Below are 15,396 nucleotides of genomic sequence, written 5' to 3'. Positions count from 1 at the left end.
GATGGTCGAACCCATGCGACGGACTCCCTCTCCACTTACGACGTTGGCGTACCGATGTCCCGAACAACAGCGGCCCCCCGCCGGGCATTCCCGGGGCTGCGGGGGTCCCGTGTCACGTCGGATCCGCCAGCCACGCGGCGACGGATCCGGTGAGGATCCGCATCGCGTCCTCCTCCGTGAGCCCGGACTTCTTGGGTACGGAGAAGCCGTGGTCGCCGTACGGCACTTCGGTGATCCGGTAGTCGCCGGGCGGGAATTCGGCGGGCTTCCCGAACGGGTCGTTGCCGCCCTGGACGACGAGCGCGTCCACCCCGCAGCCCAGCAGCTCGTCGGCGCGGGTCTTCTCGGGGCGGCCCGGCGGGTGCAGCGGGAAGCTGAGCGCGAGGACCGCCCGGGCCCCGAGCTCGGCGGCGGTGCGGCAGGCCACGCGGGCCCCGGCGCTGCGTCCCCCGGCGACGACCGGCAGCCCGGGGGCGGTGAGGGCCGGCCAGAGTCCGCGCCAGCCGGTGTCCAGGGTCTTCGGGGCGGGCGCGAGCTTCTTGCCGGCCACCCGCCAGGGCTGCTCCACGAGGGCGACGCTCACGCCGTGCGCGGGCAGCGCGGCGCCGAGGGCCCGGAGGTCGCGGGCCTCGATGCCGCCGCCGGCGCCGTGGCCGAGGGCGAGCACGAGGCGCGGGGCCGGGGCGGCGAGCCAGGTGACGCGGGCGGTGCCGGCCCCCGTCTCGACGGTCTCGGCGCGGGGGGTCACGTCGTCGGTGTTCACGGTGTCCATCCAACCAACACCCGGCGGGCGGTACGGGGACGGCGCGAGCCCCGTCGCGTACGGCTCAGAAGAGGGTCCTCACCTCGGGCTCGGCCAGCTCGTCCTTCAGCTCGGGGCCGTTGTTGCGGACGTTGCTGACGGCGGTCGCGACGGGGTAGGCGCGCATCAGGCCGGGCGGCGGCGGTGCGAGCAGGGCGCGCAGCTCCTCGACGTCGGTGCGCGAGGGGTCCAGCCAGTCGTCCCAGCGGTCCGGAGTGAGCATCAGCGGCATCCGGGGGTGGATGTCGGAGAGCGAGGCCGGTCCGTCGGCCGGGGCGACGGCGAGCGGGCCGGTCTCCGCCTCGGTGGTGATCACCGAGCAGGTGACCCACCACGCCTGCGGGTGGTCGTCGGGCAGGGTGCGGTCGCGCCAGAACTCGTACAGTCCGGCCATCGCGAAGACCGAGCCGTCGGCCGGGGTCACGAAGTACGGCTGCTTACGGGGGCGCTTGCGGCGGCCCTTCTCCTCCAACTGCCGTTCCTCGGCGCCGGTCACCCACTCGTAATAGCCGTCGGCGGGGAGGATGCAGCGCCGGGAGGCGAAGGGGCGGCGGAAGGACGGCTTCTCGTGGACGGTCTCGGCCCGGGCGTTGATCATCCGGGCGGCGCCCTCCGGGTTCTTGGCCCAGGACGGGACGAGCCCCCATTTCAGGGCCCGCAGCTGGCGAACCGGACGCTGGTCGTCGGCGTCCTTCACAGGACGTTCCAGTACGGCGTAGACCTCCTTGGTCGGCGCCACGTTGTAATCGGGTTCCAGCGTCTCGGCCGGTTCCCACTTCTCCACCTGGAAGAGTCCGGTCAGGTCCTCGGGCCGCCGACTCGCTGCATACCGTCCGCACATAAGTGCCAGACTGCCACGACCGCCGTCCCGGACGGCCCCCGATCCGGTAAGGAGCCGCCCGCCCCATGGACAGCACCGATCTCGGCAACCTGTGGGACCGCGTCACCGGCACCCAGCCCGCCCCGGAGCAGTGGCTGGTGGTGGTGACCGCGACCGCGGCGCTCATCGCGGTCGTGCCGAACATCTTGTGGCGGATGTCCCGGAACGCGATCACCATCGCGCACGAGGGCGGCCACGGGCTGGTCGCCCTGCTCTCCGGCCGGCAGCTCTCGGGCATCCGGCTGCACTCGGACACCAGCGGTCTGACGGTGAGCCGGGGCAAGCCGACGGGGATCGGCATGGTGCTGACCGCGGCGGCGGGCTACACCGCACCCTCGCTGCTGGGACTCGGCGGCGCCTGGCTGCTGGTGGACGGCCGGATCACCCTGCTGCTGTGGCTGGCGACCGCCCTGCTCGCGGTGATGCTGGTGATGATCCGCAATGTGTACGGGGCGCTGACGGTGATCCTCACCGGTTCGGTGTTCCTGCTGGTCTCGTGGCTGGCCTCGCCCGCCTGGCAGTCGCTGTTCGCGTACAGCGCGGTCTGGTTCCTGCTGCTGGGCGGCGTACGCCCGGTGTTCGAGCTCCAGTCGAAGCGGCGGCACGGCGGGGCGCCGGACTCGGACGCGGACCAGCTGTCCCGGCTGACCGACGTCCCGGCGGCGCTGTGGCTGTTCCTGTTCCACGCGGTGTCGCTGTGCTCCCTGATCGGCGGCGGGCGCTGGCTGCTGGGCCTGTGACCGGGCTCACTCCGGGGCAGACCTCCAGGTCCTGTCCGGAGTTCCCCGTCGCCCGCGCGGAGCGCGGGCGCAGCGGCGGTCGGTGCGTGCGATCGGTGTGCGGGGTCGCAGGTCATGTGGCGGAGCCACCTGTCCTGCGACCCCGTGCGGCGAGCGTGCGTGCCGGGCGTCGGGGCGCAGGCGGGGAACTCCGGACAGGACCTAAAGTGAGCGCATGACCGAAAGCGCCGTACACCCCGCCCTCTGGCCCGCCCCCTTCGCGAGCGGGGCCGTCGACGCGACCGTCACGGTGCCCGGTTCCAAGTCGGTCACGAACCGCGCGCTGGTGCTCGCCGCGCTCTCCTCGGAGCCGGGCTGGCTGCGCCGCCCGCTGCGCTCCCGGGACACCCTGCTGATGGCGGACGCGCTCCGGGCGATGGGCGTACGCATCGAGGAGACGGTGTCCTCCAGCTCCTCGGCGACCGGCGCGGCCGGCGGTCCGGAGGCCGCGGGCGAGGCATGGCGGGTCATCCCGGCCCCGCTGCACGGCCCGGTCACCGTCGACGTCGGCAACGCCGGTACGGTCATGCGCTTCCTGCCCCCGGTGGCCACGCTCGCCGACGGCCCCGTCCGCTTCGACGGCGACCCCCGCTCCTACGAGCGTCCGCTGACCGGGGTGATCGAGGCCCTGCGGGTCCTCGGTGCCCGGATCGACGACGACTCCCGGGGTTCGCTGCCGATGACCGTGCACGGCGGCGGCGCGCTGGACGGCGGGCCGGTCGCGATCGACGCCTCCTCGTCCTCCCAGTTCGTCTCGGCGCTGCTGCTGTCCGCGCCGCGCTTCAACCAGGGCGTGGAGGTCCGGCACACCGGCGACCGGCTGCCCTCGATGCCGCACATCCGGATGACCGTCGACATGCTCCGGGCCGTCGGCGCGCAGGTGGACGAGCCGGAGACGGGCGGCGAGCCGAACGTCTGGCGGGTCTCCCCCTCGGCGCTCCTCGGCCGCGACCTGACCATCGAGCCGGACCTGTCCAACGCCCAGCCGTTCCTGGCGGCGGCGCTGGTCACGGGCGGCCGGGTGACCATCCCGGACTGGCCGGCGCACACCACGCAGCCCGGTGACGCGCTGCGCGAGATCTTCACCGCGATGGGCGGCAGCTGCGAACTCACCGAGCACGGGCTGACCTTCACCGGCTCCGGCCGCGTCCACGGCATCGACGTGGACCTCTCCGAGGTCGGCGAGCTCACCCCGGGCATCGCCGCCGTCGCCGCGCTGGCCGACTCCCCCTCCACGCTGAGCGGCGTCGCGCATCTGAGGCTGCACGAGACGGACCGGCTGGCCGCGCTCACCAAGGAGATCAACGAGCTGGGCGGCGACGTCACCGAGACGGCGGACGGCCTGCACATCCGCCCGCGCCCGCTGCACGGCGGTACCTTCCATACGTACGACGACCACCGGATGGCCACCGCGGGGTCCGTCATCGGTCTTGCCGTCCCCGGAGTGGAGATCGAGAACGTGGCGACGACCGCCAAGACCCTGCCGGACTTCCCGCAGATGTGGACCGGAATGCTCGGGGCCTGAGACATGCGCCGCTACGGCAAGAACCCGGACGAGGACGACATCCGCGTCCGCCCCAACCGCAAGGGCAACCGCCCGCGCACCCACATCCGGCCCAAGCACGAGGACGCCGAGGACGGCATGGTCCTCACCGTGGACCGGGGCCGCCTCACCGTCCTGGTCGGCGACCGCACGATCGTCGCGATGAAGGCCCGCGAACTGGGCCGCAAGGCCGCGGTGGTGGGCGACACCGTCTCGCTCGTCGGCGACCTGTCCGGCGACAAGGACACCCTCGCCCGGATCGTCCGCATCGGTGAGCGGCGCTCGGTGCTGCGCCGGACGGCGGACGACGACGACCCGTTCGAGCGGGTGGTCGTGGCCAACGCGGACCAGCTGGCGATCGTGACCGCGCTGGCCGATCCGGAACCGCGTCCGCGCATGATCGACCGGTGCCTGGTCGCCGCGTACGACGGGGGGCTCTCCCCGCTCCTGGTGCTGACCAAGTCCGACCTCGCGTCCCCGGACACGCTGCTGGGCGCGTACACCCCGCTGGGGGTGCCGTTCGTCGTCACCAGCCGCGAGGAACTGGAGAACGGGGATGCGGCGGACCGGGTGCGCGAGCAGCTCGACGGCCGGGTGACGGCGTTCGTCGGGCACTCGGGCGTCGGCAAGACCACGCTGGTCAACGCGCTGGTGCCGAAGGAGAAACGGCGCACCACGGGGGTCGTGAACGCGGTGACCGGCCGGGGCCGGCACACCACCACGTCGGCCCTGGCGCTGCCGCTGCCGGGTTACCGGGGCTGGGTGATCGACACCCCCGGGGTGCGCTCGTTCGGGCTGAACCACATCGACCCGTCGCGCGTCATCAACGCCTTCCCGGACCTCCAGCCCGGTACGGAGGAGTGCCCGCGCGGCTGCACGCACGACAGCCACGAACCGGAATGCGCGCTGGACGCCTGGGTGGCGGCGGGGCACGCGGACCCGGCGCGGCTGGACTCGCTGCGCCGGCTGCTCTCCACCCGGAACAGGCGCGACGGCGACTGATCTCCGACCGGGCCGGAAACGTTTGCGATCACTCGCTTCCGGTAAGTGCATAATCACGCCCAGCGGCACCGGCCGGTGCGGGGCGGTCGGCGATGTGGGAGGGTGCGGACGATGGCATGGCTGCTGGTCGTGGTCGCGGGACTTCTGGAGACCGGGTTCGCGGTCTGCCTGAAGCTCTCGCACGGCTTCACCCGGCTGTGGCCGACCATCGCGTTCTGCGTCTTCGCGCTGGGCAGCTTCGGTCTGCTGACGCTGTCCCTGAAGAAGCTCGACGTCGGGCCCGCCTACGCGGTGTGGACCGGCATCGGCGCGGCGGGCACGGCCATCTACGGCATGATCTTCCTCGGTGACGTGGTCTCCACGCTCAAGCTGGTGTCGATTTCCCTGGTGATCCTCGGCGTGATCGGCCTCCAGCTCTCCGGCTCCGCGCACTGACCGCGCTCCGGGCCTGTGTGGCCCGGCTCACCCGCGGGTCGATACTGTGACGGCATGCCCGATTACCACGATGATCTGCGCCTGGCCCACGTACTGGCGGACGCCGCCGACGCGGTGACGATGGACCGGTTCAAGGCTCTGGACCTCAAGGTCGAGACCAAGCCGGACATGACGCCGGTGAGTGAGGCCGACAAGGCCGCCGAGGAGTTGATCCGGGGCCATCTGCACCGGGCGCGCCCGCGCGACGCGATCCTGGGCGAGGAGTACGGCATCGAGGGCACGGGCCCGCGGCGCTGGGTGATCGACCCGATCGACGGCACCAAGAACTACGTACGGGGCGTGCCCGTCTGGGCGACGCTCATCTCGCTCATGGAAGCCGGGGAGAACGGCTTCCAGCCCGTCGTGGGGGTCGTGTCCGCGCCCGCGCTGAGCCGGCGCTGGTGGGCGGCGAAGGGCTCGGGTGCGTACACCGGCCGCAGCCTGACCTCCGCGACCCGGCTCCAGGTCTCCCAGGTGGAGCGGATCGCGGACGCCTCGTTCGCGTACTCCTCGCTGACCGGCTGGGAGGAGCAGGGGCGGCTCGACGGGTTCCTGGACCTGACCCGGGCCTGCTGGCGCACCCGGGGTTACGGGGACTTCTGGCCGTACATGATGGTCGCCGAGGGGTCCGTGGACATGTGCGCGGAGCCGGAGCTCTCGCTGTGGGACATGGCGGCGAACGCAATCGTCGTCCAGGAGGCGGGCGGCCGGTTCACCAGTCTGGACGGTGTGGACGGGCCGGGCGGCGGGAACGGAGCGGCGTCGAACGGCGCGCTCCACCGCGAGCTGCTGGGTTACCTGAACCAGCGTTACTGAGTGCGCCCCGCCCGCAGGGCGGCGTCGAGGGCATTCGAGGGGCGTGCGGCAGGTCCGCGCGCCCCTCTTCTGATCTTCGCGCCCCCTTGTCGCCCTCCCACATCGGTGCAACTCTGAGGATTCCCCCACTTGTGAACTTGTGAATCGACTCACGCGGTCGCTTCACAGAGGAGGTGGCACCCTTCATGCTCGTCCGTGACGCCATGAGCACGATGGTCCTCACCATCGGCCCGGCCCATACGCTGCGCCAGGCCGCCCGGCTGATGTCGGCCCGCCGGATCGGGGCGGCCGTCGTCCACGACCCCGATACCTGCGGGCTCGGCATCCTGACCGAGCGCGACATCCTCAACGCCGTCGGCTCGGGCCAGGACCCCGACACCGAGACGGCCTCCTCCCACACCACCACCGACGTGGTCTTCGCCGCGCCCGGCTGGACTCTGGAAGAAGCCGCGGCGGCCATGACGCACGGCGGCTTCCGCCACCTGATCGTCCTGGACGACGGCGGCCCGGCCGGCATCGTCTCGGTCCGCGACATCATCCGCTGCTGGACCCCCGCGCCCCGCCGCCCGGCCGCACTGGTCGGCTGACGGCCGCCCCGCGCATACGACCGGCCCGGCCCCCGCGGGTGCGGGGCCGGGCCGGTACGGCCGTGAGGACTCAGGCGCGCAGCGCCTGCACGGCCGCCTCCAGCCGCTTGCCGAAGTCCTCGTCGGCACGGCGGAAGTTGCCGATCGCGCGTTCGGCGATGTCGTCGCGCGAGACCTTGGCGATGAAGCCGGAGAGGTTGTCGACCAGCCGGGCCTTCTCGTCCTCGGTCATGAGCCGGTAGAGGTTCCCGGCCTGCGTGAAGTCGTCGTCCTCGGCGTGGAGCGGGGTCGGGTGGTTGCCCGTGACGCCCGCGACGGGGGTGGCGCCCGAGAGCGGCCGGCCCGTCTCGGCGGGGCCGCCGAAGCTGTTGGGCTCGTAGTTCTTCGCGCCCTTGTGGCGGCCGTCGTACAGGTAGCCGTCCCGGCTGTTGGTCCGCGCCTCGGTGGCGTGCGGGCGGTTCACCGGGAGGTGGTCGGCGTTGATGCCGACGCGGTAGCGGTGCGCGTCGCCGTACGCGAAGAGACGGCCCTGGAGCATCTTGTCGGGGGACGGACCGATACCGGGCACGAAGTGCGCCGGGCTGAAGACGGACTGCTCGACCTCGGCGAAGATGTTCTCCGGGTTGCGGTTGAGCTCCAGCTTGCCGATCTCGACCGGCGGGTAGTCCGCGTGCGGCCACACCTTGGTGAGGTCGAACGGGTTGAAGCGGTAGGTCGCCGCGTCGGCCGCCGGCATGATCTGCACCTGCACGGTCCAGGACGGGAAGTCACCGCGCTCGATGGACTCGCGCAGGTCCCGCTGGTGGCTGTCCGGGTCCACGCCGGAGAGGCGGACGGCCTCCTCGGTGGTGAGGTTCTCGATGCCCTGGTCGGTCTTGAAGTGGTACTTGACCCAGAAGACCTCGCCCGCCTCGTTCTGCCACTGGTAGGTGTGCGAGCCGAAGCCGTCCATGTGCCGGTACGTGGCGGGGATGCCCCGGTCGCCGAAGAGCCAGGTCACCTGGTGGGTGGACTCGGGCGAGAGCCCCCAGAAGTCCCAGACGTTGTCCGCCTCCTGGGAGCCGGTGTACGGGTCGCGCTTCTGGGTGTGGATGAAGTCGGGGAACTTGATGGCGTCCCGGATGAAGAACACCGGGGTGTTGTTGCCGACGAGGTCGTAGTTGCCGTCCTCGGTGTAGAACTTCAGCGCGAAGCCGCGCGGGTCGCGCACGGCGTCGGCGGCGCCGAGGTTGCCCGCGACGGTGGAGAAGCGCAGGAACGTCTCGGTCTGCTTGCCGACCTCCGAGAGGAACTTCGCCCGTGTCCACCGCGACACGTCACGGGTCAGCGTGAACGTCCCGTACGCGCCGGCGCCCCGGGCGTGCACCACGCGCTCCGGAATGCGCTCGCGGTTGAAGTGCGCCAGCTTCTCCATCAGCAGCTGGTCCTGCACCAGGACCGGGCCGCCGGCACCGGCGGTCTCGCTGTTCTGGTTGTCGGCGACCGGTGCGCCTGCCTCCGTGGTGAGCGGTCCCTGCGTCACGTGCGCCTCCTGCGTCGTTTCCGCACGTCATGCCTTCATGCCGTGCCCCGCGTCCGGCCTGCCTGTCCTCTGGCCGACGCGTAAGCGATCCTACATTGGACAAAGTCCAAGTCAAATGAGCATCCAAAGTCGCACCTATTCAAGACCTGGCCCGTGCGCTGCTAGACTGGCGCCCATGAGTGACCTGCTGGAACGACTTCGAGGACGCGGCTGGCGCATGACCGCGCAGCGGCGCGTCGTGGCCGAGGTCCTCGACGGGGACCATGTGCACCTGACCGCCGACGAGGTCCACGCCCGGGCGGTGGCCAAGCTGCCCGAGATCTCCCGCGCCACCGTGTACAATACGCTGGGCGAGATGGTGAGTCTCGGCGAGGTCATCGAGGTCTCCACCGACCGCCGCGCCAAGCGCTACGACCCCAACGCGCACCGCGCCCACCACCACCTGGTGTGCGCGCGGTGCGGCGCCATCCGCGACGTGCACCCGTCGGGCGACCCGCTGGCGGACTTGCCGGCCGGTGAGCGCTTCGGCTTCACGATCTCGGGCGTCGAACTGACCTACCGGGGCATCTGCCCGGACTGCGCCGCGGCGGCCTGAGCGCGCCGCACCGCCCCCCGCGCTCGCGCCGGGGGCGGTTTCCGCATGCGCGGACGACCGCATGCACATACGACCGAGGGCCGGATCTTCGGAAAGATCCGGCCCTCGGCCTTCAGTAGCGGGGACAGGATTTGAACCTGCGACCTCTGGGTTATGAGCCCAGCGAGCTACCGAGCTGCTCCACCCCGCGTCGTTGTGTTCACAACCCTACGGGACGGCTCGGACCAGCGCAAATTCGTTTGTGCGGCCTCGTTCGTGCGGCGGCCCTGACGCGGGGCGGCCCGGCCGCCCCGGGGCTCACGCCGTCAGTTCCTGGTGCAGGGCCTCGCGCAGGCGCGCCGCGCGCTCCGCGACCTCGGCCGGGCCCAGCTCGACCGCCCGGGCGCACCAGTGCTGCCCCTCCGCCAGCTCACCGCGGCGCGCGGCGAGCAGGGCGAGGCGCAGCGCCGCCCGGCCGTGCCCGTCGGCGGCGGCGCGGGTCCACCACAGGGCGGCCTCGCGCTCGCTGCCCTCGCGGGCCAGGAGCAGGCCGAGGTTGAACGCCCCGTTGCGGCTGCCGGACTCGGCCGCCTCCCGGTACCAGTGGCCGGCGCTCTCCACGTCGCCCCGGGAGGCGGCGAGCATGCCGACGCGGACCTGGGCCCGGCGGTGCCCCTGCTCGGCGGCCCGCTCGTACCACTCCTCGCACTCGGTCTTCTCGGGCAGCGGCTCGCCCAGCGCGGGCGGCCCCGGCGGCGGCTGCCGCGCGTCGAGCAGGCCGGCCAGCCGGAAGGCCGCCTCCGCGCTGCCGCCGCCCGCCGCGCAGCGCAGGTGGCGCTCGGCCTCCTGCTCCTCGCCGTGGTGCAGGAGCGCCATGCCGACCTGGAGCGCCGCCTCGGTGTGCCCGGCCGCGGCGGCCCGCTCGTACCAGAGGAGGGCGGTGCGGTCCTCGTCGCGCCCGGCGTAGAGGATGCCGAGGTTGAAGGCCGCGTCGACGCTGCCCGCCTCGGCCGCCTTGGAGAACCAGGGCTCGGCGCCGGCCGGGTCGCCGGCCTGGAGCAGGAGCACGGCGAGCGCGTTGGCGGCCTCGCGGTGGCCCGCGTAGGCGGCGCGGCGGTACCACTGCTCGGCCTGGGCGGTGCGGTCCTGGGCGGCGCAGAGCAGCCCGAGGTTGTACGCGCCGTTGACGTCGCCCGCGTCCATGGCCGCGCGGTACCAGCGCTCGGCGGTCTGCTGCTCGCCCCGGGCCGCGTGCAGCGCACCGAGTGCGTTCGCGGCGTTGCCGTCGCCGTCCTGGGCGGCGCGCAGCCACCACACGGCGGCGCTCTCCCGGTCGCCCGCGTCGCGCAGCAGGAAGCCGAGCGCACAGGCGGCCCGGGCCTCGCCCGCCTTGGCCGACATGAGGTACCAGCGCCCGGCCTCCTTGAGCTCGCCGCGCTGTTCGAGGATCGCGCCGAGGTGCAGGGCGGCGCGCCGGTGACCGCGCGCGGCGGCCTGCCGGTACCACTGCTCGGCCTCGCCGCCGCGCGCGTGGCCGGGGCCGGCGACCGGGCCGTCGCCCTCGGCGGTGCGGCGGGGCGCGACGGGCTCCGCGCCGGTGCGCGGGCCCAGGCCGGGACGGCCGAACACCTCGTGCGCGGCGTCGGCGGCGTTGCGCTCCAGGAGGCGCGCCAGCCGGTAGGCCGCCTCGCGGTGGCCCTGCTCGGCGGCGGCGCGCAGCCAGCGCTCGGCGCCGACGTCGCTGCGGTGCTCCAGGAGGTCGGCGAGGGCGTAGGCACCGAGCGCGTGACCCTGCTCGGCGGACTGGCGCAGCCAGTACTCGGCGGCGGGCTCGTCCCCGCGCTCGCGGAAGTGCCGGCCCAGGGCGTGCGCGGCTGCGGCGGACCCGGCCACGGCGGCGGTGCGCCACCAGCCGGCCGCCTCGTCGGGGTAGCCGCGCTGGTGCAGGAGGACGCCCAGGTTGTTGGCGGCGGCCCGGTCCCCGTCGGCGGTGGCGCCACGCAGATAGGGCTCGGCACCGGTGAGGTCGCCCCGGCGCAGGAGCAGCGCGCCGAGGACGCTCATCGACGCGGTGTCTCCGGCGTCGGCCGCGCGGCGGTGGCGCGCCTCGGCCTCCACGCTGTCGGCGCTCGCCTCGGCCTCCGCCCGCTCGGCGTTCTCCACGCCGTCGGCGGCCTCGATGGTCTCTGCGGTCTCTGCGGTCGCGGCACTCTCCGCGTTCTCGGCGTTCTCGGAAGTCCGGGCGGTCTCGACGCTCTCGATGGTGTCTTTGTACTGCTCGGCGGCAGCGGCAAACACCGCATCCGCCATCTTTTCCGCCGGATGGACGTGACCCCGCGCAAACCGCCCTGTCTTCAACAGAGTTGCCCTGTCCCCCATAAATACCATCGTCGCACCACCTGTAACCCGCGTACACCTGGTATATCGCGGTCAGTGACGTCACTTCAGCGTTTTGTCGACATGCCCACAGAGAGACAAGTCAAACACGTCCCCGGTCAACTCGTGCCCCTCGAACCGCACTTCACGCCCACCTGGCGAAACGGGCCGCCGGGGCACGACGAAGGCCCGGATCCCCTGGAGGATCCGGGCCTTCGTCTTTCAGTAGCGGGGACAGGATTTGAACCTGCGACCTCTGGGTTATGAGCCCAGCGAGCTACCGAGCTGCTCCACCCCGCGTCGTTGTGTTCAAACCGTACCACGACGCGGAGGTGGAGCTTTACCGGGTTACTCAGCCCCCGCCCTCATCGCCCGCCTTGTCCGAAGCGCTGGCCTGGCTCGCTTTGTCGCCCTTGTCGTTCTTATCGGCCTCGTCCGCCTTGCCGTCGCCGGACTTGTCGGCCTTGCCGTCACTGTCCGCCTTGGACTGGGCCGCGGCCGCCCGCTCCAGCGCGTCCTGGAGATCGGTCTGCGCCTTGCCATAGGCCGCCCAGTCCTGCTTCTTCAGCGCCGCCTCGCCTTCCGTGTACGCCTTCTGGGCGTCGGCGATCGCCTTCTTGAGCGCGGCGTCTCCGGTGGCCGGCGGCTGACTGGTGTCCGGCGGCTCGGTCGTGTCGCCCGGTGGCTCGCTCGTATCCGAACCCTCGGCGCCGAACACGGCGTTCAGGGCCTCGCCGAGGCTGTTCTCGAAGACGATCTTCGAGCCGTACGAGGCGGCGACCTTGCGCAGCAGCGGGTAGTTCTGCGTACCACCGCGCGTGTAGACCGGCTCGATGTAGAGGAAGCCCCCTTCGAGCGGCACGGTCAGCAGGTTGCCGTACTCGATGTCGGAGTCGGTGCCCTTGAGGTTTCTCACGAACTCTGCGACGTCGTCGTTGCCGTTGAGCTCACTCTGCACCTGCCCGGGGCCCTTCACCGCACCGGTGACTCTCAGGAGCCTTATGGTGCCGTAGTCCTTGCTGGCCGCATCGGCGTCCACCGCCATGAACGCCCCCAGGTCGGGCCGCCCCTTCGGTGTGAACGTCGTGGTCAGCGAGAACTTCTGAGCCGTCTGACCCGGCATCTTTATGCTCAGGTAGTACGGCGGGACGGAGCCGGACTCCTTGTTGGTCGGGTCGTCCGGGACCTGCCAGGCGTCACTGCCGCTGTAGAACTGGGCGGGGCTCGTGACGTGGTAGCGGGTCAGCAGCTCGCGCTGCACCTTGAACAGGTCCTGCGGGTAGCGCAGGTGGTCCATCAGCTCCTGCGGGATGTCCGCCTTGGGCTTCACGGTCCCCGGGAACGCCTTGCGCCAGGTCTTCAGGACCGGGTCCTGCGTGTCCCACTCGTACAGCGTGACCGTGCCGTCGTACGCGTCGACGGTGGCCTTCACCGAGTTGCGGATGTAGTTGACCTGGTTCTGCTGGGCGACGACCGCGCGCTGGTTGGTGGTCAGCGAGTCGGCCGTGGTGTCACCGAGCGTGGTGCGCGAGGCGTACGGGTAGCCGTTGGTCGTCGTGTAGGCGTCGACCACCCACTGGATGCGCTTGTTCACCACGGCCGGGTAGGCGTCGCCGTCGATGGTGAGCCAGGGGGCCACCGCCTCGACGCGCTCCTTGGGCGTGCGGTTGTAGAGGATCCGCGAACCGTCGCCGATGGCGCCCGAGTAGAGGATCTGCGGCTCGCTGAACGCCACGGCGTACGCGGCGCGGTTGAACGTGTTGGAGAGACTGACCCCGCTGTCGCCCTTGTAGCTGGTGGTCTTCTCGCCGTCCTCCTCGTAGTCGAGCTCCTTCTGGGGCCCGCCGACGATGGAGTACTGCTCGGTCTTCTCGCCGTAGTAGATCTCCTGCTTGTACGTGCCCAGGTCGCCGGTGGTCGGCAGTCCGGACTCGGTGAAGTCGGGAGATCCCTTCGGGTTCTTACCGGTGGTGGTCCCGCGGGCGGCGATGGCGCCGTAGCCGTGGGTGTAGGTGAAGTGGTCGTTGATCCAGTTGCGCTTGGGGATGCCCTCGATGTTGAGCTCGCGCAGACCGATGACCGTGTCCTGCTCCTTGCCCGCTTCGTCCTTGTAGCGGTCGACGTCCAGCGTCTTGGGGAACTGGTAGTAGTTCCGCTTCTGCTGGAGCTGCTGGAAGGCCGGCGAGACGACGTTGGGGTCCATCACCCGGTAGCTGGCCGCGTCGTTGGCCGCCGCCCGGAGCTTGGCGTCGTCGTCCTCGGTGGACTTGCCCGTGTAGTCCGAGACCTGCGCGTCGTCGATGTCGTACGCGTTGCGCGTGGCCTCGATGTTCTTCCGGATGAACGGGGCTTCCTTGGCCTGCTCGTTCGGCTGGACCTGGAACTTCTGCACGATGGCCGGGTAGAGGCCGCCGATCAGGATGGCCGAGAGGACCATGAGGCCGAAGCCGATCACCGGCAGCTGCCAGGTGCGCCGCCAGAGCGTCGCGAAGAACAGCACGGCGCAGATCGCGGCGATGCAGAACAGGATCGTCTTCGCCGGAAGGTACGCGTTGGCGTCGACGTACCGCAGGCCCGTCCAGTTGTCGGTGGCCTTGAAGTCACTGGACTTCACCGCCAGGCCGTACCGGTCGAGCCAGTACGCCACGGCCTTCAGCGCGACGAAGACCCCGAGCAGCACCGACAGGTGGCCGGTGGCCGCACCCGTCGCCCGCGCGCCGGGGCTGGTGACCCGCAGTCCGCCGTACAGGTAGTGGGTCAGCGCGGCGGCGATCAGCGAGAGCACGGTGGCCGCGAAGCCGAAGCCCAGCAGGAAGCGGTACCAGGGCAGGTCGAAGGCGTAGAACGACACGTCCAGATGGAACTGGGGGTCCTTCTGGCCGAACGACACGCCGTTCACGTACATCAGCCAGGTCCGCCACTGGCCCGAGGCGGAGGCGCCGGCGATCAGCCCGACCAGCGCGGTGACCGCGAGCAGGACCCACTTCTTGTACGGGGCGAGGCCCATCCGGTAGCGGTCCAGGCTCTGCTGCTCCAGCGACATCGCGCTCAGCGGCGGCCGGAGCCGGTGCGCGAGCCAGATGTTCAGTCCGACGGCCAGGGCCATCAGCAGTCCGAAGACGAGGAACAGCCCGATCTTGGTCCACAGGGTGGTGGTGAAGACGGACGAATACGCGACCGACCTGTACCAGAGCCAGTCCGTCCAGAACCCGGCGAACATGACGAACGCCATGGCGAGAATCGCCAGGACGCCCAGAGTCATGAGCAGGGTTCGGGCGCGCCGGGACGGGCGGCCGACTCTGATCCGTGGCCCGGTCGGGCCTCCGCCGCGGTCCGGCATCTGGAAAGCCAACGTGCGCACCTCGAAGTTCGCGGGTCGTGTGGAGCGGGCCCAGCGATCGTAGAGCCCATCCCTTCAACTTACTGATGCTTTACCTAGTTCCCGTTACGGGGGCGGAAGGAGGCAGGATGTTGCCCATGTCCAACGTTTCCCCCTCAGGCCCTCCGATGGCCGCGAGCCCGCTCACCGTCGCGGTGCTCGAAATCGACGAGTACGTCTCCACCCTCGGCTGGGACCAGCCGGCCCGTCTCTTCGCCCTGGTCGACACCGCGCGGCTGCGGGCCCAGGAGCCCGGTATCGCCGCCCAGCTCGGCCTTGACGACGACGGCGCGAAGACCGCCGCGCTGACCCCCGTGGAACAGGAGGAGCTGCCCGCGGGCACGGCGCTGGACGAGTTCCTCGCCACGATCGCCTGGCCCGACGCGGTCGCCGGGTGCGCGATGACGGTGGAGCGCCTGATGCTTCCGCCGTCCGCCGAGGCGTCCGTGCCGGACGGGCTTGACGACAAGCGGCTGACCAAGTGGGTCGCCGAGCACCCCGACCGGCAGGAGGTGCGGATGACCGTGGCCGTGCTGCGGGACGGGGCGCGCGAGTCCGCCGTACGCCTGCGCGAGAAGGACTCGGCGAGCGAGGTGCTGACCGGTGCCGGTCTCGTGCCGGGGCTGGCCGAGGCTCTGGCGGCCACCTTCGAGTCCTGACCG

Annotated in this window: 13 protein-coding genes and 2 tRNA genes; 8 read left to right on the top strand and 7 right to left on the bottom strand. The window is 71.5% G+C overall.

Annotated features, from left to right (window positions below; translation table 11 throughout):
- Positions 1–112: 112 nt before the first annotated feature.
- The gene (locus ACN6LM_RS11165) at positions 113–772 is read right to left on the bottom strand and encodes an alpha/beta hydrolase family protein (protein WP_445065167.1); all 660 of its coding nucleotides are present in this window, start codon (positions 770–772) and stop codon (positions 113–115) included.
- Between the two features lie 55 nt (positions 773–827).
- Positions 828–1,643, bottom strand: a complete 816-nt coding sequence (locus ACN6LM_RS11160) for an SOS response-associated peptidase (protein WP_445065166.1) — start codon at positions 1,641–1,643, stop codon at positions 828–830.
- A 65-nt stretch (positions 1,644–1,708) separates the two neighbouring features.
- Between ACN6LM_RS11160 and ACN6LM_RS11155 the strand changes: the two genes are divergently transcribed.
- The 6 genes from ACN6LM_RS11155 (at position 1,709) to ACN6LM_RS11130 (ending at position 6,883) form a co-directional block, all read left to right on the top strand.
- Positions 1,709–2,422, top strand: a complete 714-nt coding sequence (locus ACN6LM_RS11155; protein ID WP_164398559.1) for a M50 family metallopeptidase — start codon at positions 1,709–1,711, stop codon at positions 2,420–2,422.
- Between the two features lie 214 nt (positions 2,423–2,636).
- Positions 2,637–3,986, top strand: coding sequence for a 3-phosphoshikimate 1-carboxyvinyltransferase (aroA, locus tag ACN6LM_RS11150; protein ID WP_445065165.1), 1,350 nt, complete (start codon positions 2,637–2,639; stop codon positions 3,984–3,986).
- A 3-nt stretch (positions 3,987–3,989) separates the two neighbouring features.
- Positions 3,990–5,006, top strand: coding sequence for a ribosome small subunit-dependent GTPase A (gene rsgA / locus ACN6LM_RS11145; RefSeq protein WP_445065164.1), 1,017 nt, complete (start codon positions 3,990–3,992; stop codon positions 5,004–5,006).
- A gap of 111 nt (positions 5,007–5,117) precedes the next feature.
- Positions 5,118–5,441, top strand: a complete 324-nt coding sequence (locus ACN6LM_RS11140; RefSeq protein WP_073964058.1) for a DMT family transporter — start codon at positions 5,118–5,120, stop codon at positions 5,439–5,441.
- Between the two features lie 54 nt (positions 5,442–5,495).
- Positions 5,496–6,296 (top strand): histidinol-phosphatase, encoded by an 801-nt coding sequence (gene hisN, locus ACN6LM_RS11135; RefSeq protein WP_445065163.1) that lies wholly within the window; start codon positions 5,496–5,498, stop codon positions 6,294–6,296.
- 185 nt (positions 6,297–6,481) lie between these two features.
- On the top strand, positions 6,482–6,883 hold the full coding sequence (locus tag ACN6LM_RS11130; protein WP_445065162.1) for a CBS domain-containing protein: 402 nt from the start codon (positions 6,482–6,484) through the stop codon (positions 6,881–6,883).
- Positions 6,884–6,953: 70 nt separating this feature from the next.
- Here the strand turns inward: ACN6LM_RS11130 and ACN6LM_RS11125 are convergent, their stop codons facing one another.
- Positions 6,954–8,405 (bottom strand): catalase, encoded by a 1,452-nt coding sequence (locus ACN6LM_RS11125; protein WP_445065161.1) that lies wholly within the window; start codon positions 8,403–8,405, stop codon positions 6,954–6,956.
- 175 nt (positions 8,406–8,580) lie between these two features.
- Here ACN6LM_RS11125 and ACN6LM_RS11120 point away from each other — a divergent pair, with 175 nt between their 5' ends.
- Positions 8,581–9,000: a Fur family transcriptional regulator gene (locus tag ACN6LM_RS11120; protein ID WP_026242534.1), complete on the top strand. Its 420-nt coding sequence runs from the start codon at positions 8,581–8,583 to the stop codon at positions 8,998–9,000.
- A 116-nt stretch (positions 9,001–9,116) separates the two neighbouring features.
- Here the strand turns inward: ACN6LM_RS11120 and ACN6LM_RS11115 are convergent.
- The 4 genes from ACN6LM_RS11115 to ACN6LM_RS11100 all read right to left on the bottom strand — a co-directional run bounded on the left by ACN6LM_RS11115 (position 9,117) and on the right by ACN6LM_RS11100 (position 14,695).
- Positions 9,117–9,190, bottom strand: a tRNA-Met gene (locus ACN6LM_RS11115).
- 107 nt (positions 9,191–9,297) lie between these two features.
- Positions 9,298–11,367, bottom strand: coding sequence for a sel1 repeat family protein (locus tag ACN6LM_RS11110; protein WP_445065160.1), 2,070 nt, complete (start codon positions 11,365–11,367; stop codon positions 9,298–9,300).
- 214 nt (positions 11,368–11,581) lie between these two features.
- Positions 11,582–11,655 (bottom strand) — tRNA-Met (locus ACN6LM_RS11105).
- A gap of 52 nt (positions 11,656–11,707) precedes the next feature.
- Positions 11,708–14,695 carry a UPF0182 family membrane protein gene (locus tag ACN6LM_RS11100; protein ID WP_445065186.1) on the bottom strand — a complete coding sequence of 996 codons (2,988 nt, stop codon included), beginning with the start codon at positions 14,693–14,695 and terminating at the stop codon, positions 11,708–11,710.
- Positions 14,696–14,823: 128 nt separating this feature from the next.
- Here ACN6LM_RS11100 and ACN6LM_RS11095 point away from each other — a divergent pair, with 128 nt between their 5' ends.
- Entirely contained in the window at positions 14,824–15,393 is a 570-nt protein-coding gene (locus ACN6LM_RS11095) for a PPA1309 family protein (protein ID WP_445065159.1), read from the top strand.
- The last annotated feature ends 3 nt before the right edge of the window (positions 15,394–15,396 follow it).

Source organism: Streptomyces sp. SAS_281 (assembly GCF_052542855.1).
Note: the sequence above shows the minus strand (reverse complement) of the source record. Positions and strands in the feature narration are given on the sequence as shown.

Coding starts and splice junctions, on each gene's coding strand:
- ACN6LM_RS11120 (WP_026242534.1), top strand. CDS start 8,581: ATGAGTGACCTGCTGGAACGACTTCGAGGACGCGGCTGGCGCATGACC.
- ACN6LM_RS11100 (WP_445065186.1), bottom strand. CDS start 14,695: ATGCCGGACCGCGGCGGAGGCCCGACCGGGCCACGGATCAGAGTCGGC.
- ACN6LM_RS11095 (WP_445065159.1), top strand. CDS start 14,824: ATGTTGCCCATGTCCAACGTTTCCCCCTCAGGCCCTCCGATGGCCGCG.
- ACN6LM_RS11110 (WP_445065160.1), bottom strand. CDS start 11,367: ATGGTATTTATGGGGGACAGGGCAACTCTGTTGAAGACAGGGCGGTTT.
- ACN6LM_RS11165 (WP_445065167.1), bottom strand. CDS start 772: ATGGACACCGTGAACACCGACGACGTGACCCCCCGCGCCGAGACCGTC.
- ACN6LM_RS11160 (WP_445065166.1), bottom strand. CDS start 1,643: ATGTGCGGACGGTATGCAGCGAGTCGGCGGCCCGAGGACCTGACCGGA.
- hisN (WP_445065163.1), top strand. CDS start 5,496: ATGCCCGATTACCACGATGATCTGCGCCTGGCCCACGTACTGGCGGAC.
- rsgA (WP_445065164.1), top strand. CDS start 3,990: ATGCGCCGCTACGGCAAGAACCCGGACGAGGACGACATCCGCGTCCGC.
- ACN6LM_RS11155 (WP_164398559.1), top strand. CDS start 1,709: ATGGACAGCACCGATCTCGGCAACCTGTGGGACCGCGTCACCGGCACC.
- aroA (WP_445065165.1), top strand. CDS start 2,637: ATGACCGAAAGCGCCGTACACCCCGCCCTCTGGCCCGCCCCCTTCGCG.
- ACN6LM_RS11130 (WP_445065162.1), top strand. CDS start 6,482: ATGCTCGTCCGTGACGCCATGAGCACGATGGTCCTCACCATCGGCCCG.
- ACN6LM_RS11140 (WP_073964058.1), top strand. CDS start 5,118: ATGGCATGGCTGCTGGTCGTGGTCGCGGGACTTCTGGAGACCGGGTTC.